17 protein-coding genes and 1 pseudogene are annotated in these 19,157 nt (G+C 40.6%); 9 read left to right on the top strand and 9 right to left on the bottom strand.

What is annotated here, in order from left to right; all coding sequences use genetic code 11:
- Positions 1-17: 17 nt before the first annotated feature.
- From lepA to FTV27_RS01255, 3 genes are all read right to left on the bottom strand, one after another.
- Complete coding sequence (gene lepA / locus FTV27_RS01265) at positions 18-1,835, bottom strand: translation elongation factor 4 (RefSeq protein ID WP_111883977.1); 1,818 nt, start codon at positions 1,833-1,835, stop codon at positions 18-20.
- 195 nt (positions 1,836-2,030) lie between these two features.
- A complete protein-coding gene (locus FTV27_RS01260; protein WP_180076825.1) occupies positions 2,031-2,480 on the bottom strand; it encodes a thioesterase family protein in 450 nt (149 codons plus the stop codon).
- A 119-nt stretch (positions 2,481-2,599) separates the two neighbouring features.
- Positions 2,600-3,982: a Do family serine endopeptidase gene (locus FTV27_RS01255; protein ID WP_111883975.1), complete on the bottom strand. Its 1,383-nt coding sequence runs from the start codon at positions 3,980-3,982 to the stop codon at positions 2,600-2,602.
- Positions 3,983-4,210: 228 nt separating this feature from the next.
- Between FTV27_RS01255 and nadB the strand changes: the two genes are divergently transcribed.
- Complete coding sequence (nadB, locus tag FTV27_RS01250; RefSeq protein ID WP_180023353.1) at positions 4,211-5,857, top strand: L-aspartate oxidase; 1,647 nt, start codon at positions 4,211-4,213, stop codon at positions 5,855-5,857.
- 52 nt (positions 5,858-5,909) lie between these two features.
- On the opposite strand, the gene FTV27_RS01245 is transcribed toward nadB, so the two are convergent.
- The 6 genes from FTV27_RS01245 to pabC form a co-directional block, all read right to left on the bottom strand.
- On the bottom strand, positions 5,910-6,776 hold the full coding sequence (locus FTV27_RS01245) for a histone deacetylase (RefSeq protein WP_180076824.1): 867 nt from the start codon (positions 6,774-6,776) through the stop codon (positions 5,910-5,912).
- 11 nt (positions 6,777-6,787) lie between these two features.
- The gene (locus FTV27_RS01240) at positions 6,788-7,756 is read right to left on the bottom strand and encodes a hypothetical protein (RefSeq protein WP_180076823.1); all 969 of its coding nucleotides are present in this window, start codon (positions 7,754-7,756) and stop codon (positions 6,788-6,790) included.
- Between the two features lie 195 nt (positions 7,757-7,951).
- Entirely contained in the window at positions 7,952-8,371 is a 420-nt protein-coding gene (locus FTV27_RS01235) for a PaaI family thioesterase (protein ID WP_180076822.1), read from the bottom strand.
- A gap of 68 nt (positions 8,372-8,439) precedes the next feature.
- Positions 8,440-9,045 (bottom strand): dTMP kinase, encoded by a 606-nt coding sequence (gene tmk / locus FTV27_RS01230; protein WP_180076821.1) that lies wholly within the window; start codon positions 9,043-9,045, stop codon positions 8,440-8,442.
- A 9-nt stretch (positions 9,046-9,054) separates the two neighbouring features.
- The gene (gene mltG / locus FTV27_RS01225; RefSeq protein ID WP_180076820.1) at positions 9,055-10,107 is read right to left on the bottom strand and encodes an endolytic transglycosylase MltG; all 1,053 of its coding nucleotides are present in this window, start codon (positions 10,105-10,107) and stop codon (positions 9,055-9,057) included.
- A gap of 1 nt (position 10,108) precedes the next feature.
- Positions 10,109-10,918 (bottom strand): aminodeoxychorismate lyase, encoded by an 810-nt coding sequence (gene pabC / locus FTV27_RS01220; RefSeq protein ID WP_180007631.1) that lies wholly within the window; start codon positions 10,916-10,918, stop codon positions 10,109-10,111.
- Between the two features lie 161 nt (positions 10,919-11,079).
- Between pabC and FTV27_RS01215 the strand changes: the two are divergent.
- From FTV27_RS01215 to FTV27_RS01180, 8 genes and pseudogenes are all read left to right on the top strand, one after another.
- Positions 11,080-12,086: pseudogene (locus FTV27_RS01215) on the top strand (sulfate ABC transporter substrate-binding protein).
- A gap of 176 nt (positions 12,087-12,262) precedes the next feature.
- Positions 12,263-13,276, top strand: coding sequence for a sulfate ABC transporter substrate-binding protein (locus FTV27_RS01210; protein WP_218949479.1), 1,014 nt, complete (start codon positions 12,263-12,265; stop codon positions 13,274-13,276).
- 33 nt (positions 13,277-13,309) lie between these two features.
- The gene (locus FTV27_RS01205; RefSeq protein WP_180076819.1) at positions 13,310-13,915 is read left to right on the top strand and encodes an alpha/beta hydrolase; all 606 of its coding nucleotides are present in this window, start codon (positions 13,310-13,312) and stop codon (positions 13,913-13,915) included.
- 85 nt (positions 13,916-14,000) lie between these two features.
- Positions 14,001-14,834 (top strand): sulfate ABC transporter permease subunit CysT, encoded by an 834-nt coding sequence (gene cysT / locus FTV27_RS01200; RefSeq protein WP_078190342.1) that lies wholly within the window; start codon positions 14,001-14,003, stop codon positions 14,832-14,834.
- Positions 14,831-15,718 (top strand): sulfate ABC transporter permease subunit CysW, encoded by an 888-nt coding sequence (cysW, locus tag FTV27_RS01195; RefSeq protein WP_078192018.1) that lies wholly within the window; start codon positions 14,831-14,833, stop codon positions 15,716-15,718. Before cysT ends, cysW begins: the two co-directional genes overlap by 4 nt.
- A gap of 11 nt (positions 15,719-15,729) precedes the next feature.
- Entirely contained in the window at positions 15,730-16,791 is a 1,062-nt protein-coding gene (locus tag FTV27_RS01190; RefSeq protein WP_180048716.1) for a sulfate/molybdate ABC transporter ATP-binding protein, read from the top strand.
- Positions 16,792-16,846: 55 nt separating this feature from the next.
- Positions 16,847-17,770 carry a CysB family HTH-type transcriptional regulator gene (locus tag FTV27_RS01185; RefSeq protein ID WP_078192020.1) on the top strand — a complete coding sequence of 308 codons (924 nt, stop codon included), beginning with the start codon at positions 16,847-16,849 and terminating at the stop codon, positions 17,768-17,770.
- A gap of 162 nt (positions 17,771-17,932) precedes the next feature.
- Positions 17,933-19,147, top strand: a complete 1,215-nt coding sequence (locus FTV27_RS01180; protein ID WP_180076818.1) for an OmpP1/FadL family transporter — start codon at positions 17,933-17,935, stop codon at positions 19,145-19,147.
- Positions 19,148-19,157 lie beyond the last annotated feature (10 nt).

Here is a 19,157-nt window from a genome sequence, read left to right as displayed (position 1 = left end):
TCATAAACCTCTATTTATTATCTTTCTACTTTCAATACAGCAAGGAACGCTTCTTGTGGGATCTCGACGCTGCCCACTTGTTTCATACGTTTCTTACCTTCTTTTTGTTTCGCAAGAAGTTTCTTCTTACGCGACACGTCACCACCATAACATTTAGCCAAAACGTTTTTACGCATCGCTTTTACAGTTGAACGTGCAATGATTTGTGCACCAATCGCTGCTTGAATAGCCACATCGAACATTTGACGTGGAATTAAATCTTTCATTTTTTCCACAAGTGCAATACCACGATGGCGAGCATCTTGTCGGTGGCAAATCATGGCCAAGGCATCAACCTTTTCACCGTTGATTAACACATCCACCTTAACTAGAGATGAACTCTCAAAACGCACAAAGTTATAATCTAACGATGCAAAACCGCGTGAACATGATTTCAATTTATCAAAGAAATCCATCACTACTTCAGCCATTGGAATTTCAAACGTAATGGCCACTTGGTTGGCCATAAACTTCATATTCTTTTGAACGCCGCGACGTTCAACACATAAAGTCATCACATTACCCAAGTATTCTTGCGGTACTAAAATGTGACATTCAGCAATTGGCTCACGTAAATCTTCAACTGTTGAACCATCCGGCATTTTAGAAGGACTGTCGATATAAATGGTTTGACCATTTTTCATCACCGCTTCATAAATTACGGTTGGTGCTGAAGAAATCAGGTCAAGATCATACTCACGCTCTAAACGCTCTTGTACGATTTCCATGTGCAGCATACCCAAGAAGCCACAACGGAAACCAAAACCGAGTGCATCCGAACTTTCAGGTTCAAAGAACAACGCTGAGTCATTAATTTGCAGTTTGTGCAGCGCTTCACGGAAGGGTTCAAATTCACTTGAATCGATTGGGAATAAACCTGCATAGACCTGTGGTTTCACTTTTTTGAAACCCGGTAAGCTTTCAACTTCTGGTGTAGTTGCCAAGGTAATCGTATCACCAACTGGAGCACCAAAAATATCTTTAATACCCGCAATCACGAAACCAACTTCACCTGCTTCGAGCATGTCAGTTTCTGTATGTTTAGGATTAAAAATACCTACTGAGGTGATGATGTGCGTTTGACCAGTTGATTTCATCAACATTTTATCGCCTTTACGCACACGACCTTCTTTAATACGAACTAAAGAAACCACGCCCAAATAGTTGTCGAACCAAGAGTCAACAATTAAGGCTTGTAATGGTGCATTACGATCGCCTTCGGGTGCAGGAATGACATTGACTAGTGTTTCAAGCACCCCTTCAATGCCTAGACCGGTTTTAGCTGAACATGTAGGTGCTTCAGTCGCTTCGATACCAATAATGTCTTCAATTTCTTGAATAACACGCTCTGGCTCTGCTTGCGGCAAATCAATTTTATTTAAAACAGGTAGTACTTCTAAACCTTGTTCAATTGCTGTATAGCAGTTAGCAACAGACTGTGCTTCGACACCTTGTGCAGCATCGACAACCAACAGTGCACCTTCACACGCAGCCAATGAACGTGAAACTTCATAAGAAAAGTCAACGTGCCCAGGTGTGTCAATGAAGTTGAGTTGGTATTCTTCACCGTTAGGATGAGTGTAATACAAAGTCACAGACGTAGCTTTAATCGTGATACCACGCTCACGTTCTAATTCCATAGAATCTAGAACCTGTGCCTGCATTTCACGATCTTGCAGGCCACCACAAGTTTGAATAAATCGGTCGGCAAGCGTCGACTTACCATGGTCGATATGCGCAATGATCGAGAAGTTACGAATGTTTTTTATATCAACAGATTTTTTAGCTTGCGCCATGGGCTACCTTGGAAAAATAAAAGCGCTATGCATGCAATTCTTTATGCATAGCAAAAGCCGAATAGAAATTGCCGAGGATTATAGCAGATGGATTTTTCAAAGTATCGAAAATAATGCATTGCTTTTATGCTAAGCACTTATCCTGCGTGTAGAACTTAACTAGTCTTCGCTTTAATATGAGGATTCATTTAAAAATCAGAAATCATAAGTACTAAAATCAAGCGGATTTAGGCTATCTGCGATGGGTTGATAAGCTTGGGTAAATGTTGGCGACATGCGCTTTGGACGGCCTGTAGCAATTTCAATGCATGCCCACTGTGTATTGGCTGTAAATAATATCGCTTTGTCTTTAGGGCGATAAAATACGTACTGCCGAAACGAATACAATGCATTGATATCATTTAGCCAAGTTCGTAAAATAATCTCCTCACCTTCGAGCGCTGCTTTACGATATTGCACATGATGCTCAACAGCGACCATGGCATGCTTCAATTCAATATATTCTTTTAAGCCTAAACCCAAAGCTTCAATATGTGCTGTCGCGACATCTTGCATCCAACTGACGTACACCACGTTATTCACATGATTTAATGTGTCGATATGTTCAGCTTGAACTGTAATTTTTAAATCAAAGATATCGCTCATAGCGTCCTGCAAATTTTAAATTGTGGCCCACAGTCTACCCATTTTTATCTAAGGGTGAATTGCAAAAACGCTAAAGTTAAAAAACCACTCGCTTGGAGTGGTTTTCATTTAGTAACTCATTACTGAATACGCATGCCCACAATCGCACGCTGTCCCTGACGAATCAAAGAAACACGTGCAATGCTACCATTTTTCAACTCAGAAATAACTTTCACAAAATCTTCAGCATTGTTTACGACTTTATTATTAACTTGGGTGACAACATCCCCCGGCTGAATTCTCGCTTGTGAAGCTATACCACCAGCTCGCACATCTTGAATCAAGACACCGCCTTTTAGACTCAGTTGTTTTAATTCATCTGCGTTTAAGTTGCGGATCGACACCCCAATCACTGGACCTTTTTTCACAGATGTCGTTTCAGCTTTTGCAGGCGTATCATCTGGTGCTGTGATCAAGGTTGCTGAAATATTTTGGCGTTTATCATCACGCAGTACTTCAAGCTGAATACTTTGATTTGGACCTGTACGATTAAGATAATTCAGCAGTTCGCCTGTACGTGAAATTGGTGTGCCATTAAATTTCAAAATGACATCACCCACTTTAAAGCCAGCTTTTGCAGCAGGTGAATTTGGTGCAACTTGAGTAATCAAAGAACCTTCTGGTTTTGAAAGGTTATAAGACTCTGCAAGATTACGATCGATATCTTGTAGCATGACGCCTAAATAAGCACGTGTTACCTTGCCGTTTTTCTTTAATTGGTCTGCAACATCCATTGCAACATCAATGGGAATCGAGAACGATAACCCCATATAACCGCCTGTACCACTAAAGATACGAGAATTTACCCCGACCACTTCACCAGACTGATTAAATAATGGACCACCAGAATTACCCGGGTTCAATGCCACGTCGGTTTGAATGAATGGAACCGAGGTTTCTCCCATCATATTACGCATTTTAGCACTAACGATTCCTGCTGAAGCTGAATAGTCAAAGCCAAATGGTGAACCAATGGCCAACACTGGCTCACCTACACGTAAACGGTCAACATTGCCTGTGCGTAGCTCAGGAAAATTTGAACCTTTGACCTTTAACAAAGCCACGTCAGTCCGCTCATCACTACCCACAACTGTGGCATCAATTTCACGGCGGTCATTCAGTACAATGGTGACTTTCGAGGCATCTTCTACCACATGGTGATTTGTCAATAAATAACCATCTTTACTAATAAAGAATGCGCTTCCATAACCGGTCTTTTCTTGCGGCATTTTTTGCTGCGGAATAACCACCTGATTACCGAAAAAGCGTCGTAATATTTCTGGGACTTGTTGCTGCAAAAGCTCTTCTTGACTAAGCTTTTTAACCACATTCACGCTTACGACAGCTGGGCTGACTTGTTCAACCAAATTGGAAAAATCAACAGGACCCGCTGCCTGAGTCTGCACGCTAGCAACCGTAAACACAGCTGCATAGAGTCCCTTTTGTAAATACGATTTATTCATTGTTAGCATTCACTCAATTGTGCTTATCATTTGAAATACGTTAGTTTTTATCACAATGCAAGTCTAAGCTTCGTAATAAAATGTTTGATGATTATTTATGATAAACAATCTTAAACATTCCTTAAATATTACAGATCTATGAATATTTTTCATTATTTAGTTAATTTATAGTCATTGCGTTTTTAGGCAAAAACAGTTGTGATGATCGGACATTTTTAAAATTAGCTGATGGACATGTCTAATTTAAACACGATACATCAATTTGATGTAATTATTGTGGGAAGTGGCGGTGCAGGCCTAAGTTTAGCCCTATCGCTACCAGATCATTTTAATATTGCTGTTTTAGCTAAATCGACGCTGACGGATGCCAGCACATATTATGCCCAAGGTGGTGTTGCTGCCGTCCTCGATAAAACAGATTCCATTGAACAGCATATCAATGACACCATGATTGCCGGTGCGCATTTATGTGAAATGGCGGCGGTAAAACAAACCGTTGAAGGTGGTAAATCTTCTGTCGATTTTCTACTGAATCAGGGTGTGCAATTTACTTTAGACGAACAAGAACAGTTACATCTGACACGTGAAGGTGGTCACTCTCAACGGCGGATTATCCATGCAGCAGATGCCACAGGTCGTGCTATTTCCACAACATTGGTTGAACGTGCGCAAGAAAAAGCCAATATTCATATTTTTGAAAATTTTATTGCAATCGATTTAATCACCGCACAAAAATTAAATCCTGAAACTGAAAACCGTGCTCTCGGTCTGTATGCTTTAGATGAAAAAACCGAAAAAGTACATACCTTTTTAGCACCCTTCACTGCCCTTGCCTGTGGTGGTGCCATGAAAGCATATTTATATACATCAAATCCCGACATTGCGACGGGTGATGGTATTGCCATGGCGTATCGTGCAGGCTGCCGTGTTGCCAATATGGAGTTTAACCAATTCCATCCAACCTGCTTATATCATCCTCAAGCTCGCTCTTTCTTAATTACCGAAGCGATGCGTGGCGAAGGTGCCTATTTACGTCTTCCAGATGGTGAACGCTTTATGCTGCGCTTTGATGAGCGTGCCGAATTAGCACCACGCGATATCGTAGCGCGCGCGATTGATTATGAAATCAAACGTCTAGGAATCCGTCATGTTTGGCTTGATATCACCCATAAACCTGCAGAATTTGTCAAAGAACATTTCCCAACATTGTATGCACGCTTAATGGAACTCGGTATTGATATTACCAAAGAAATGATTCCGGTGGTTCCAGCAGCACACTACACCTGTGGTGGCGTTGTGGTTGATGAAAACAGTCAGACCGATATTCCAGGCCTATATGCCATTGGGGAAACCTCTTATACCGGCCTACATGGTGCAAACCGTATGGCGAGTAACTCCTTACTGGAATGTTTCGTTTATGGCATGAGTGCTTCAGCACATATCACTGCACAGCATCAAGGGACTTATCAGGCGCCTCATGTCCCAGAATGGGATGACTCGCAAGTGACCAACCCTGATGAAGACGTGGTGATTTTGCAGAATTGGGACGAGCTTCGCCAAACCATGTGGAACTACGTGGGTATTGTCAGAACAACCAAGCGGCTTCAACGTGCGCTCCATCGTATTGAAATGCTCAATCGTGAAATTACCGAGTATTACCAAGATTACCAAGTCAGTAAAAATCTGATTGAACTCCGTAACTTGGTACTGGTATCAGAAATGATTGTGCGCTGTGCAATGGAACGTAAAGAGTCTCGTGGCTTACATTTTACTTTGGATTATCCAGAACAAGCCGATGAACTGCGTAAAACAGTGTTAACACCACCTGATTTCACGGTTGATTGCCCTGTAGTAAATACTGAGTTAGTCCCTTAAAAACTTTTAAATCAAAAAAAGCCGCACATGAAGTCGGCTTTTTTTGATTTTACTACCCATAAATGTGTAGTGCAGCTTTGAAAGTTTCTAAGTGTAGATTGACAAGATCATTCATATTTTGATAGCCCCCAGCCAATACAAACATCAGCGGAATATCTGCACGTTTAGCCAAATTGAAGACCATTTCTTCGCGTTTCTGTATCAAAGCGGTGCTAAACCATGATGAGCCAAAAGGGTCAGCTTGATGACAATCCATTCCTGCTTGATAAATGATTAAATCTGCACCCCATGCTTTGGCATGCTGTATTCCTTCATGTATAGCCAAAGTATATTGTGCGAAATTTCCACGATCTTTATGCACATGCCGTGTTAAAGAACGTTCATAAGTAGGACAACCAAAATGTAGCCCATAAATACTAAAATTAAAAAGGTTCTCTAACCGTCTAGTAAACTCAGCTGTGCCGTTCCCCCCATGTTGATCGCAATCGAGTACAAAGATTTTTTTATTCGGATTCTGCTGTGCCACCAAAGCCAAACCATTGAATGTGCAAAATGATCCGCCATATTCATACACTGCATGATGAAAACCCTGTGCAACATTTGCTGCAATGCCTTTTTGCAAAGCCAAATCTGCTGCCATCAACTGCCCTGCATTGATTCTCAACACGGCATCTCGAAGCTGAGTATTCCAGGGCTTAAAACCTGAAAAGGTCGCAAGCTTAGCGGGCTGCCCTGTCATAAAAGCATCCACATAAACAGGATCATGTACTTGGCTTAAAATTTCAGCGTCGATACACTCAGGCTCATGTATTCTGATGTTCTGCCATTGTTCTAAAGCTGTTCCAACCGCCAATAATTTTTCCATACTATTGGTATGGGTATGAGCAAAATATTTTGGCGAAAAGCATACATCTAACATGATGGAAATACTCAAAGTTGCGCTATCGCCACATCTATTAATTGCTGAAGCTCAGTCGTACCTGGACTATACAGACCATTATCCACTTGCTGCTGAAAATGTGTACTGAATGCACGTTTTCGATTTTGTGGCGACACAGCCAAAGTCGTTAAGCGTAAAAACCACCACCCAGAAATGGCCTGATAAGGAATCACAAAGCCTTTAAACTCACGATTCCCCCGTTTTTCAACTAATTGTTCTGCATCATAATCGACGGAAAAAAGTGAACCGGCTGGAATACGGACACCATTCATGAGTACAGGTTTCAAGCTGATACAAGAATGGTTATCCCCCATATTTAATTTTTCCATAAATAAGGGCTGACCGTATTCATCTACAAAAATATTAATTTCACCGCTACGAAATACACGTCGATGTGCAATTTTTAAAAAGAAATTTTCAGCCATTGGACAAGAGCCAACTTTTGGCTTATTAGCCAGTGCTTGTACTTCAACGATTTGGTTTTCAGTTGACGATTTTGGCAAAATCAGATCTTCAATCAAGGTACAAATAAGCTTACTTTCTTCCAAATTTGCATGTTGCTGAATTTGACGCAAACTTTTTTGAAGATGTAATTCTTTCTGTAAAACCTCGTAAAAGTCTGTAAATTGTTTCAATTGCTGAATATTTTGATTTAAATTTTGATTTAAATCTAGATGACGCCAACCTGACAAATCTAAATGATAAGCACGACTTTGATCTAAAATTTTGCGTAAACCATGCGTGTCATATTGATCAAAGAGTTTGAGATCTTGAAATTCATGTGATGCACGCGGCACATTAATATATTCAGCTAACACACGTGTGGCTTGGGTATAGCCACAGCCACGCCGTTCAGTTTGATGTGAGTAATGCTCATTCAACATTTCTGTCAATTTTTCTGACAAAGGATATGCATGCTCCTGAAAGAGCCGAACAACTTCATGTGCAGTAGCAGTCATGTATTTAACCAATCAAATCTGTGATTCAATTATAGATTTAAAATAACACTTATGAGTTAATTGATTTCTACTAAGCTATTGAAATTATGCAAATAAAAATACACTACGCAGAAAATTCACCAACCAATGCACAATTTATTTAGACAGACTGCTGCATTTTAATCCAATCTAATTGATCAACTGCATATTTTCAGTTCAATATCGCTGCGGAGGAATCGAATAGCTACCGGTAATATGAGCCACAGGCTCTTCAACACCCTCTGAATAAACCAATACCTCACCATAAATTATACTTTTACCGACTTTAAGTAATCGACATTCTCCCCGCAAATCTTTATTCGCCTCAGGCTTCCTTAAAAAGTTAATATTCATACTTGTGGTGACTGCAAGTCCGACAATTCCAATCTCTGCAAGTATTGCCACATACAATGCAAAGTCCGCCAAAGTCATCATAGTCGGGCCTGAAACAGTATTGCCAGGCCGCAAATCTTTTTCAGTCACATGCCAAATTAAAGTGGCAGCCTTTTCACCAACTTCAACGATAGTGCAATGCTTTAAGCTTGGCGCAAATTCAGTCTTAAGGAAATTGATAATCTCCTGTTTTGTAGCATGCATAAAAAATCATCCATAACTTATGCTATGAATGATTTTTAAATCAATTACCTAACAAATACTATGGCATTTTAGATCTGCTGTAGTTGCGATAATGCCTGTTGGAATACATGCTCAGGTGTTTGGGTTGCGTCAAGGCGTTTCATTCGTTCAGGGTGCGTTTGATGAATCTCAGCAAAACCTGATCTTACTTTCTCAAAGAAAGTTGCTTTCTCTTGCTCAAAACGATCTAAAGCACCACGCTCTCTTGCTCTTAACATTCCTGTTTCAATCGGTGCATCAAGCCAAAAAGTAATATCTGGCATACGCGCAACAAAACTTGCATTTAAGACATTGAGCTTGTCACGATCTAAACCACGTCCTGCACATTGATAAGCAAAACTCGAATCGGCAAAACGATCACATAAAACGATTTTACCTTCTGCCAATGCAGGTAAAATCACGCGCGCCAAATGCTGTGCGCGTGCAGCATACATAAGTAACAACTCTGTATCATCACTCATTGCTTCATCATGATTGACGGCCAGAAGTAATGCACGAATTTGTTCAGCCATAGGTGTACCACCCGGCTCACGTGTAAGTACGACATTTTTACCCAAATTTTGGAAATGATCATGTAGTTTACGAATGAGTGTAGTTTTACCCACACCTTCCGTGCCTTCAAAACTAATAAACATGCTCACTCCTTAGTTTTTCGCACGAATTACCGATAAATACTCTTGTACCGCTCGGTTATGGTCTGACAAATTACTGCTAAATTTATGACCACCGTTACCTGTTGCCACGAAATAGATGTTATTTGACGCATCTGGATGCATCGCGGCTTCAATGGCTTTTTGACTTGGCAAAGCAATCGGTGTAGGCGGTAAGCCATTGATCGTATAAGTATTATATGCTGTAGGTGTACGTAAATCTTGGCGAGTGATATTGCCTTGGTATTTATCACCCATACCGTAAATCACAGTTGGATCTGTTTGCAAACGCATCCCTTGTTTGAGACGACGCACAAATACACCAGACACTTGTTCAAGCTCACTATCAATACTGGTTTCTTTTTCAATAATCGATGCCATGATCAAGGCTTCATATTTATCTTTATACGGTAAATCATTAGCACGATTTGCCCAAGCTTGATCTAGCGATTTCATTTGACGTTGGTACAAATCTTTTAAAATTTTACGATCAGACTCGCCTTTTGCAAAGAAATAAGTATTCGGAGCAAATAAACCTTCTGGGTGTGAATAAGGAATACCTAGTTCCTGCAAAATCTTTGAATAAGGCAGATTGCTAATGTCATGCGTTACCAATGGGTCATTTTTTAAAGCATCAATGAGTTGCTTAAATGTCGTCCCTTCGATCACTAAAATTCGATTCATTTGCGCATTTTCAGAGTTAGAAATCAGTTTCATGACTTCACGTACGCTCATGCCTTCATGGATTTCATACACACCTGCTTTTAAGGTGTCATTGATCATGAACTTTTGGTACAACTTCAAAATAATAGGAAAATGAACTTGTTTCTCTTTGGCCAGTCGGTCAATAAAACCTGAATAGGTATCCCCTGCACCAATCGCCAACATTTGCTTTTTGCCTTCCACGGGATAGGCTTTAAATAAACTCGACCACAGTAAAATCGCCACAAGTACAACGATACCAAGTAGCACAACCAAACATGCTTTAAATGGAAAACCTGCTTTGGCAGATTTTTTCTTATTTGTTTTTTTAGACGCGGTGGACATATTAACGAATCTGACTTAATTGAAGTGTTCGGAAAAGTTCAATACAAGCTTGAACATCTAACTCAACTCCATTCAGAGTTGATGCAATTTTCATGGGACTTAAAGCATTACAGAAAAAAACACTCTGAAAATGCGTAATTTCATCCATATTGACGTGACGTTGAGTACATGGAATCTGAAGCTGCTGCATCCGTTTTAAAATTTCTGCACGCATGACACCATGCACGCCATTATAACGAAGTTCGGGCGTAATCCATCCTTCATTTGTACGAATAAAACAATTACTGCTCACACCTTCAACAACTGTACCTTGCACATCCGTCACCAAAGCTTCGCCCCATGGAGTTTGATCCAACTCTGCTTTGAGCATGACTTGTTCTAATCGATTTAAGGACTTTAAGCCCACCAAACTTGGCATGGTTAACCCAATGGCTTGATGTAATACACCACTTTCGACAGTTTCGTACTCAAAATCAGCAACGGTTTTAGGGTAATAAAACACCCAAACATCTGCTGGGTGCTCAGGTAAACTATAACCACGCTGACCAATACCACGACTCAACACAATTTTTAAAGTGCCATTGACGACATCTTGTTTACGTAACAATTTTAAAGTGTCTTCAATAAGGTTTAAATCTGCATTTAGCTTTAATCGCTCATTGCTCAGTTTTAATCGTGCAATATGCAAAGCTAAAAGTTCTATTTGTCCTTGGCGAATACGTGCCGTGCTAAAACAGCCATCGCCATAGTGAAAGGCGCGATCAAGTAAATTAACTTGTTCTATTTGCTGCGCATTTTTAAAACACTGCATACGTCGTCATCCCAATTACATCACTTGATTTTAAAAAATAATTGCTCAGCATATATTTCTTTTTTGTTCATATTAAATTCTTTTTTAATTATTTTTTCTGCATTAAAACTACAGATATTCTTGCCTGATCCAACAAAACATGTATAAAAATTGAGGACAACATGAATCTATCGAAATTAAAACTTGGGGTTTTGGCTGCATTCATTTCTGCCACAGCATTTAGTGTATCTGCCAAAGATTTCTTAAATGTGTCATATGATCCAACCCGTGAATTGTATGACAACTTCAATAAAGACTTTAGTGTTTATTGGAAAAAAACCACAGGCCAAGACATTAACTTTAAACAATCTCATGGTGGCTCAGGCAAACAGGCTCGTGCAGTTATTGATGGTCTAGATGCAGATGTCGTCACTTTGGCTTTGGCTGCAGATATTGATGAAATTGCTGCACGTGGTTTAGTTGCAAAAGACTGGCAAAAAAATTCCCGCAAAACTCAACGCCATATACATCGACCATTGTGTTCTTAGTGCATAAAGGCAACCCGAAAGGCATTAAAGACTGGGGCGATTTAATTAAACTGGGTGTCGACATTATTACCCCGAACCCAAAAACATCGGGTGGTGCGCGCTGGAACTATCTAGCAGCGTGGGCTTGGGCCAAACATCAAGCAGGTGGTAATGATGCAAAAGCCCAAGAATTTGTCCGTCAAATTTATAAGCAAACCAAAGTCCTCGACTCAGGTGCTCGTGGTGCAACAACTACATTCGCTGAACGTGGTATTGGTGACGTGTTATTGGCTTGGGAAAATGAAGCACATTTGGCAGTTCGTGAACAGCCGGGTAAGTTTGAGATTGTGACCCCTTCATTTTCTATCTTGGCCGAGCCGCCTGTTGCGATTGTAGAAAAAAATGCCAAGAAAGATGGCAATGAAAATTTAGCCAAAGCGTATTTAAATTATCTGTACTCACCTGCAGGTCAAACCATTGCTGCACAGAACTATTATCGTCCACGTAATGCGGCAGTTTTAGCAAAATATAAAAATGTTTTTAAACCTTTAAAACTCGTCACGATTGATAAAGAGTTTGGTGGTTGGAGCAAAGTGCAGAAAAAACATTTTGAAAATGGTGGTGTCTTTGACCAAATCGTGAAGATCAATAATTCAAAATAATGCTTTAAATACTGAAATGCATCTTCCTTTCGCATAAGGTCGATGCTTTTTTTTCATAGACATGCCTTTTATCTTTTTTATTCATATAAAATTCGTTTTTAATTATTTTTTATGCATAAAGATTGGCGCTATTCTTCACCCATGTTACAGATAAAGTAAAAATTATTGAGGTTCACATGATTATTTCCGCAAAATTAAAATTGGGTGTTCTTGCTGCAGTCATTTCGACGGTTTCTTTTGGCGCAGCTGCAAAAGACTTTTTAAACGTATCTTACGACCCAACGCGTGAACTCTATGAAAGTGTGAATAAAGACTTCAGTAAATATTGGGAAAGCCGTACAGGTCAAAAAATTAATTTTAAACAATCTCACGGCGGTTCAGGTAAACAAGCACGTGCCGTCATTGATGGCTTAGATGCCGATGTGGTGACTTTAGCACTGGCAGCAGATATTGATGTGATTGCAGAAAAAGCCAAACTTTTACCTGCAGATTGGCAAAAGAAACTTCCGCAAAACTCAACGCCATATACCTCAACGATTGTGTTCTTAGTACGTAAAGGCAACCCAAAAGCGATTAAAGATTGGGGCGATCTAGTTAAACCAGGCGTGGGTATTATCACCCCAAACCCGAAAACCTCAGGCGGTGCACGTTGGAACTATTTAGCTGCGTGGGCTTGGGCAAAACATCAAGCGGGTGGTAATGATACAACAGCTCAAGAATTTGTCCGTAAAATTTATAAAAACACCAAAGTGCTCGATTCAGGCGCACGTGGTTCGACTACGACCTTTGCTGAACGTGGTATTGGTGATGTATTACTGGCTTGGGAAAATGAAGCACATTTAGCGATTCGTGAACAACCGGGTAAGTTTGAAATTGTGACCCCTTCACTTTCAATTTTAGCTGAGCCACCTGTTGCTGTTCTAGAAAAAAATGCAGAGAAAAAAGGTAATCTTTATTTAGCCAAAGGTTATTTAAACTTCCTTTATTCACCACGTGGTCAGCAAATCGCAGCTCAGAACTTTTACCGTCCACGTAACGCTACAACGCTTGCACAATACGCATCAGTCTTTAAGCCACTTAAACTCGTGACCATTGATAAAGAATTTGGTGGTTGGGATAAAGTTCAAAAAGCACACTTTGAAAATGGCGGCGTGTTTGACCAAATCGTCAAAGCCAACAATGGAAAATAAGACCATTCATTGACTGAATCAGGAGAACTTGACATGACACATACAGTAATTGTCCCGGGTGTAGGCGGTAGTGAACACGTACATTGGCAATCTTGGTTACAACGTCAGCTCATGTCTAGCTCTCGTGTTCAGCAAAAAGACTGGAATCATCCTGTACTAAAAGACTGGATTAAACAATTTGTTCAAACCGTACGACCTTTACAGGGTGAAATTCAAATTGTGGCGCATAGCTTTGGTTGTTTAACCACGGTGGCAGCATTGGCCTTGCATCCAGAACTCAATAAAAAAATCAAAAATTTAGTTTTGGTTGCGCCAGCCAATCCAGCTCGCTTTGGTGAAAATGGCTTTGCACGCGACAGTACAACGGATTACAAAGCATTTTTTCATCAGCTGAGTATTCGTGTGCCGACAACGATGTTGATTAGTGAAAATGATCCTTGGCTTGGCTTTGAAGATGCAAAACAACTTGCTGATGCTTGGAAGCTTTACCCTGTGAATATGGGTGCTGTGGGTCACATTAATGTTGCATCAGGTTTTGGACCGTTTCCTGAAATTTTCAATTACTTAATTTCAGAAAACCACATGAAACATATCAGCTTTACTGATGAAAACAAGTATTTATTTCAATTTGCTTTTTAAGTACTGAGCATTAAGCTTGTCGCAAAATCATTTATTCAATTTTGCTGACCTTTTAAGTCAGCTTTTCTCATTTTGAGGAGTCATCATGTCGCAGCGATCCCGAGTGCTGCCAGGATTTGGTCTTTCTCTAGGCTTTACCCTAGCGTATTTATCCTTAATTGTGCTCATTCCCCTTTCGGCCGTATTTATTAAATCTTTAGGTATCGGTTGGGATGGACTATGGGAAATTTTAAGCTCAGAACGTATTTTAAAATCGTTACAACTGAGTTTTAGTGCCGCCATTATTGCTGCGTTAGTCAATGTGGTTTTCGGTTTGCTCTTAGCATGGTGTTTGGTTCGTTATACCTTCCCGGGTAAACGTATTGTTGATGCTTTGGTTGATTTGCCTTTTGCATTGCCAACTGCCGTTGCGGGTATTGCATTAACTTCGTTATATGCACCGACTGGTTGGATCGGTCAGTACCTTGAACCCATTGGCATTAAAGTCGCATATACCCCGATCGGTATTACCTTGGCTCTCATCTTTATTGGTATTCCTTTTGTGGTTCGCACTGTACAGCCTGTACTGAGTGATCTAGAAACTGAACTTGAAGAAGCAGCTTCGGCACTGGGCGCAAACCGCTTTCAGATCGTGACCAAAGTGATCTTACCTATTCTATTTCCTGCGCTGTTAACAGGTTTTGCTTTGGCCTTTGCACGCGGTGTGGGTGAATATGGTTCGGTGATTTTTATCGCAGGTAACCAACCCTTCAAAACTGAAATTGCCCCATTGATGATTATCTCTCGCCTTGAAGAATATGATTATGCAGGTGCGACCACGATTGCTGTTGTGATGCTGGTGATTTCTTTTGCCATTTTATTCTTAATTAACTTGGTTCAAGCATGGGCAAGTCGCCGTACAGGGAGAACTGCACGATGAATACGAACAGTAATGCGCTTGCGGAAAAATTACAGTCGCGTGATGCAACGCGTGAACCGACATGGGTTCGTTATACCCTGATCATCATTGCTTTAATTTTCTTCTTAAGCTGCCTGATTCTGCCATTGGTTTTGGTTTTCGTTGAAGCCTTTAAACAAGGTGTTGGCGTTTACTTCCAAGCACTGGTACATCCAGATACATTATCAGCAGTAAAACTTACGCTACTGACAGCTGTGATTGCCGTACCGTTGAACGTCGTCTTTGGTGTAGCTGCGGCATGGTCTGTTGCCAAGTTTAATTTCCGTGGTAAATCTATTTTAACCACGATTATTGATATGCCATTTTCAGTCTCTCCAGTTATTGCTGGCTTAATGTTGGTATTGATTTTCGGTACTCAAGGTTGGTTAGGCGGCTGGCTGATGGATAACGACATCAAAATTTTATATGCCGTTCCAGCCATTGTCCTTGCTACTGTGTTTATTACCGTTCCTTTTGTGGCACGTGAGTTGATTCCATTAATGGAAGCTCAAGGGACTGAGGAAGAAGAAGCAGCTATCGTATTGGGTGCTTCAGGCTGGCAGACTTTCTGGAAAGTGACACTTCCAAATATCAAATGGGGCTTAATCTACGGCGTGATTCTATGTAATGCACGTGCAATGGGTGAGTTTGGTGCTGTTTCTGTAGTTTCAGGTCACATTCGTGGCGAAACCAACACCTTACCGCTACACGTAGAAATCCTTTATAACGAATATACCTTTAGTGCTGCTTTTGCTGTGTCTTCACTATTAGCGCTCTTGGCGATTGTGACCCTGATTTTAAAAACATGGGTTGAACTACGTCAGGAACGACAAGACAAGCGTAAAGAAGATTCACAAGTTTCTTAAGGAATGACCTCATGAGTATTCAAGTAAAAAATATTGAAAAACACTTTGGTGCATTCCATGCACTTAAAAATATCTCTTTAGATTTCCCTGATGGCCAGCTCGTTGCGCTGCTTGGCCCATCAGGCTGTGGCAAAACCACCCTGCTCCGTATCATTGCAGGACTTGAATCTGCCGATAGCGGTCAAGTCATTCTAGAAGGTGAAGATGCCACTAAAGTTCATGTCCGTGAACGTGAAGTTGGTTTTGTATTCCAACATTATGCACTGTTCCGTCATATGACCGTATTTGACAACATTGCTTTTGGTTTACGTGTACGTCCACGTGCAACACGCCCATCTGAAGCCGAGATCAAAAAGCGGGTTACTCGTTTGCTTGATCTTGTTCAGCTTGGTTTCTTGGCTGACCGTTACCCTGCTCAACTTTCAGGTGGTCAACGTCAACGTATTGCACTAGCACGTGCTTTAGCGGTTGAACCGCGTGTGTTATTACTGGATGAACCTTTTGGTGCATTGGATGCCAAAGTTCGTAAAGAATTACGCCGCTGGTTACGTACCTTGCATGACGAACTCCACATCACCTCTATTTTCGTGACCCATGACCAAGAAGAAGCGCTTGAAGTGGCCGATCAAATCATTGTGATGAATAAAGGCAACGTAGAACAGATTGGCTCGCCGCGTGAAGTTTATGAAAAACCTGCAACACCGTTTGTATTTGACTTTTTAGGTCAAGCCAACCGTTTTGAAGGTCAAAATAGCAATGGCCTTTTTCAAATTGGTGAAGACCGAATTTTGTTGCCACAAAATGCCAATGCACCGCAAGGCAATGTCATTGCCTTTGCTCGTCCGGATGAACTGCGTATTCATGCACAGCCGCAAGAAAATGCCATCCAAGCGACTTTTGTACGTGAGCTTTGGATTGCAGGTAAAGTCATTGCTGAACTGCATGACCGCCAAGGCAATCTGATCGAAATTTCATTAACGGCTGATGAAGCGAAAGCACATCAATTCCGCCCAAATCAAACGGTATGGTTAAGTGCAACGAACTTGCATTTATTTGAAAACCAAGTTGCATAAAACAAAAAGTTGGGGCCGTCACAAGCCCCACTTGCTTTTAAGGTAAAATAAAATTATGAATTTCCAACAATTAAGAATTATTCGAGAAACCGTACGTCAGAATTTTAATTTAACAGAAGCATCTGCTGCACTTTACACCTCGCAGTCTGGCGTGAGTAAACACATCAAAGATTTAGAAGATGAACTTGGTGTACAGCTGTTCATCCGTAAAGGTAAACGTCTACTCGGTTTAACCGAACCAGGCCAGTCATTATTGGGTATCGTTGAACGCATGCTCGTGGATGCTGACAATATTAAACGTCTGGCAGATGACTTTAACAAAGTAGATGAAGGGACATTGACGATTGCGACCACACATACGCAAGCACGTTATGTCTTGCCGCCGATTGTGAACCAATTTAAAAAAGAATTTCCAAAAGTTCATCTAATTTTGCAACAAGCAAGCCCTATTGAAATTACAGAAATGCTCCTTCAAGGTGAAGCGGATATCGGGATCGCAACCGAATCATTAACCAATGAAGATAACCTGGCAAGCGTGCCTTACTACAACTGGCAACACAGCATCATTACGCCTAAAGAGCACCCACTGACCCAAAAATCAAATATCACCATTGAAGATTTATCGAACTATCCAATTATTACCTATCACGGTGGTTTTACAGGTCGTTCAAAAATTGATAAAGCCTTTGAAGATTCAGGCTTTGATGTTGATATCGTGATGTCCGCACTTGATGCAGACGTTATTAAAACCTATGTTGAACTTAATATGGGAGTGGGTATTGTCAACGATGTGGCATATGACCCAGAACGTGATTACCGTTTAAAACAAATTCCTACCGATATTTTTGGTGTTAATACCACTTGGATTGCTGTTCGCAAAGGACATTTACTACGCGGTTATGGCTATGAGTTTATTTCTTTATGTTCACCAGATGCTGACATCAAAGCGTTGAAAAAAGTCGCTTACCCAGAAGACTGATAGACCAATTGACGAATTAAAGAGGACACCTGCTGTCCTCTTTTTTTGGTAAACACATATTTTATCTAGGTTTTCTTGGCTTTATTTTTAATTGTGATTAAAATACGTTCAACACAATAAAAATTAAAACTTCATTACTTCCGACCCATAAGCCAGGACTTTATGAAAAATCAATTCGTCGCAGTGGCAGTCGGTATCGTCTGCCCCATACAAATCATGTATGCAGCAGGGATAGAAAACTCAGATCAATCGATCTCGGCCTTTCTTGAACCCGGAAATTATACTGAAGCCAGTTTCGCTTATGTTGATGCTCAAATTAACGGGAAAGTACAGAACCAAGCTTCAATTAGTGAACTAGGTGTAACTGATTTTTCTACAGGGAATCTCGCCCATCAACAATTTTCTGGGAAATTGGCACTCAAAATTCAACCACATGAAAATATTTCTGCGGGAGTAATTTATGAGCAACCTTTTCATACTGATATCAGTTACCAATATAGTCCTCGCTTACCAGATAGCTCAAATATCGATATTGAAAGCGCCGATATTAACTTTAGAACGCATAACCTAACTGGACTGGTAGGCTATCAACCCAATAATAATTGGAATATTTATAGCGGTTTAAGCCTACAAACATTTAAAGGTGATTTAAAAATTTCTGGGCAACAATATGCTGCTCTCAATGGCTACCATGCCGATTTTAAACAAGATGAAGCGCTTGGTTGGCTGCTCGGTTTAAGCTATCAAATCCCTGAATACGCTATTAAAACTAGCCTAACCTATCGTTCAAAAATCAAACATGAAAATAAGACCTCTGAATCAACTTTATATTCAAATGGTCCTTTTCAATTAGTACCAGACACCCATACCTCCATTCAAACGCCACAAAGCGTCAATTTTGATTTTCAAACAGCCATTAGCCCACACAATGTTGTATATGGCACAGTTCGGTGGATTAATTGGAAAGATTTCAACATTCAGCCACCGCAGTTTAATGCCGTGCTTCAATACGCAGCACTCGATCCACATTACCGTGATTTAGCTGATATCCAATTGGTGGAATATCAGAAAGATCAATGGTCAGGAAAGTTAGGGATTGCACATCAATTGAATCCGAGTTGGCTCGCTGCTGCAGAGTTTATTTGGGACAACGGGACAGGAAATGCGGCGTCTACCTTAAACCCAAGTGATGGCTATCGAGGTTTAGGTTTAGGTATGATGCATAAATTTAACCCGAACAATTTTCTAGCGACTGGCTTGTATTATCTGAAACTCTCAAAACCATCGAATACTGAAACATCTCATATTTCAGGTCTTGCAAGTGTCTCAGACAATGATGCCATGATCTATGGTCTGAAATTTGGTCACAGATTTTAAACGCTTTCTA

Source organism: Acinetobacter sp. YH12251 (assembly GCF_013417465.1).
Taxonomy (GTDB): Bacteria; Pseudomonadota; Gammaproteobacteria; order Pseudomonadales; family Moraxellaceae; genus Acinetobacter; species Acinetobacter amyesii.
Note: the sequence above shows the minus strand (reverse complement) of the source record. Positions and strands in the feature narration are given on the sequence as shown.

Bases quoted from the DNA above. Each gene is read 5' to 3' on its own strand.
- FTV27_RS01190 (WP_180048716.1), top strand. From the start codon at position 15,730: ATGAGTATTCAAGTAAAAAATATTGAAAAACACTTTGGTGCATTCCAT.
- mltG (WP_180076820.1), bottom strand. From the start codon at position 10,107: ATGTCCACCGCGTCTAAAAAAACAAATAAGAAAAAATCTGCCAAAGCA.
- pabC (WP_180007631.1), bottom strand. From the start codon at position 10,918: ATGCAGTGTTTTAAAAATGCGCAGCAAATAGAACAAGTTAATTTACTT.
- cysW (WP_078192018.1), top strand. From the start codon at position 14,831: ATGAATACGAACAGTAATGCGCTTGCGGAAAAATTACAGTCGCGTGAT.
- lepA (WP_111883977.1), bottom strand. From the start codon at position 1,835: ATGGCGCAAGCTAAAAAATCTGTTGATATAAAAAACATTCGTAACTTC.
- cysT (WP_078190342.1), top strand. From the start codon at position 14,001: ATGTCGCAGCGATCCCGAGTGCTGCCAGGATTTGGTCTTTCTCTAGGC.
- nadB (WP_180023353.1), top strand. From the start codon at position 4,211: ATGGACATGTCTAATTTAAACACGATACATCAATTTGATGTAATTATT.
- FTV27_RS01260 (WP_180076825.1), bottom strand. From the start codon at position 2,480: ATGAGCGATATCTTTGATTTAAAAATTACAGTTCAAGCTGAACATATC.
- FTV27_RS01205 (WP_180076819.1), top strand. From the start codon at position 13,310: ATGACACATACAGTAATTGTCCCGGGTGTAGGCGGTAGTGAACACGTA.
- FTV27_RS01240 (WP_180076823.1), bottom strand. From the start codon at position 7,756: ATGACTGCTACTGCACATGAAGTTGTTCGGCTCTTTCAGGAGCATGCA.
- tmk (WP_180076821.1), bottom strand. From the start codon at position 9,045: ATGTTTATTAGTTTTGAAGGCACGGAAGGTGTGGGTAAAACTACACTC.
- FTV27_RS01245 (WP_180076824.1), bottom strand. From the start codon at position 6,776: ATGTTAGATGTATGCTTTTCGCCAAAATATTTTGCTCATACCCATACC.
- FTV27_RS01255 (WP_111883975.1), bottom strand. From the start codon at position 3,982: ATGAATAAATCGTATTTACAAAAGGGACTCTATGCAGCTGTGTTTACG.
- FTV27_RS01185 (WP_078192020.1), top strand. From the start codon at position 16,847: ATGAATTTCCAACAATTAAGAATTATTCGAGAAACCGTACGTCAGAAT.
- FTV27_RS01210 (WP_218949479.1), top strand. From the start codon at position 12,263: ATGATTATTTCCGCAAAATTAAAATTGGGTGTTCTTGCTGCAGTCATT.
- FTV27_RS01180 (WP_180076818.1), top strand. From the start codon at position 17,933: ATGAAAAATCAATTCGTCGCAGTGGCAGTCGGTATCGTCTGCCCCATA.
- FTV27_RS01235 (WP_180076822.1), bottom strand. From the start codon at position 8,371: ATGCATGCTACAAAACAGGAGATTATCAATTTCCTTAAGACTGAATTT.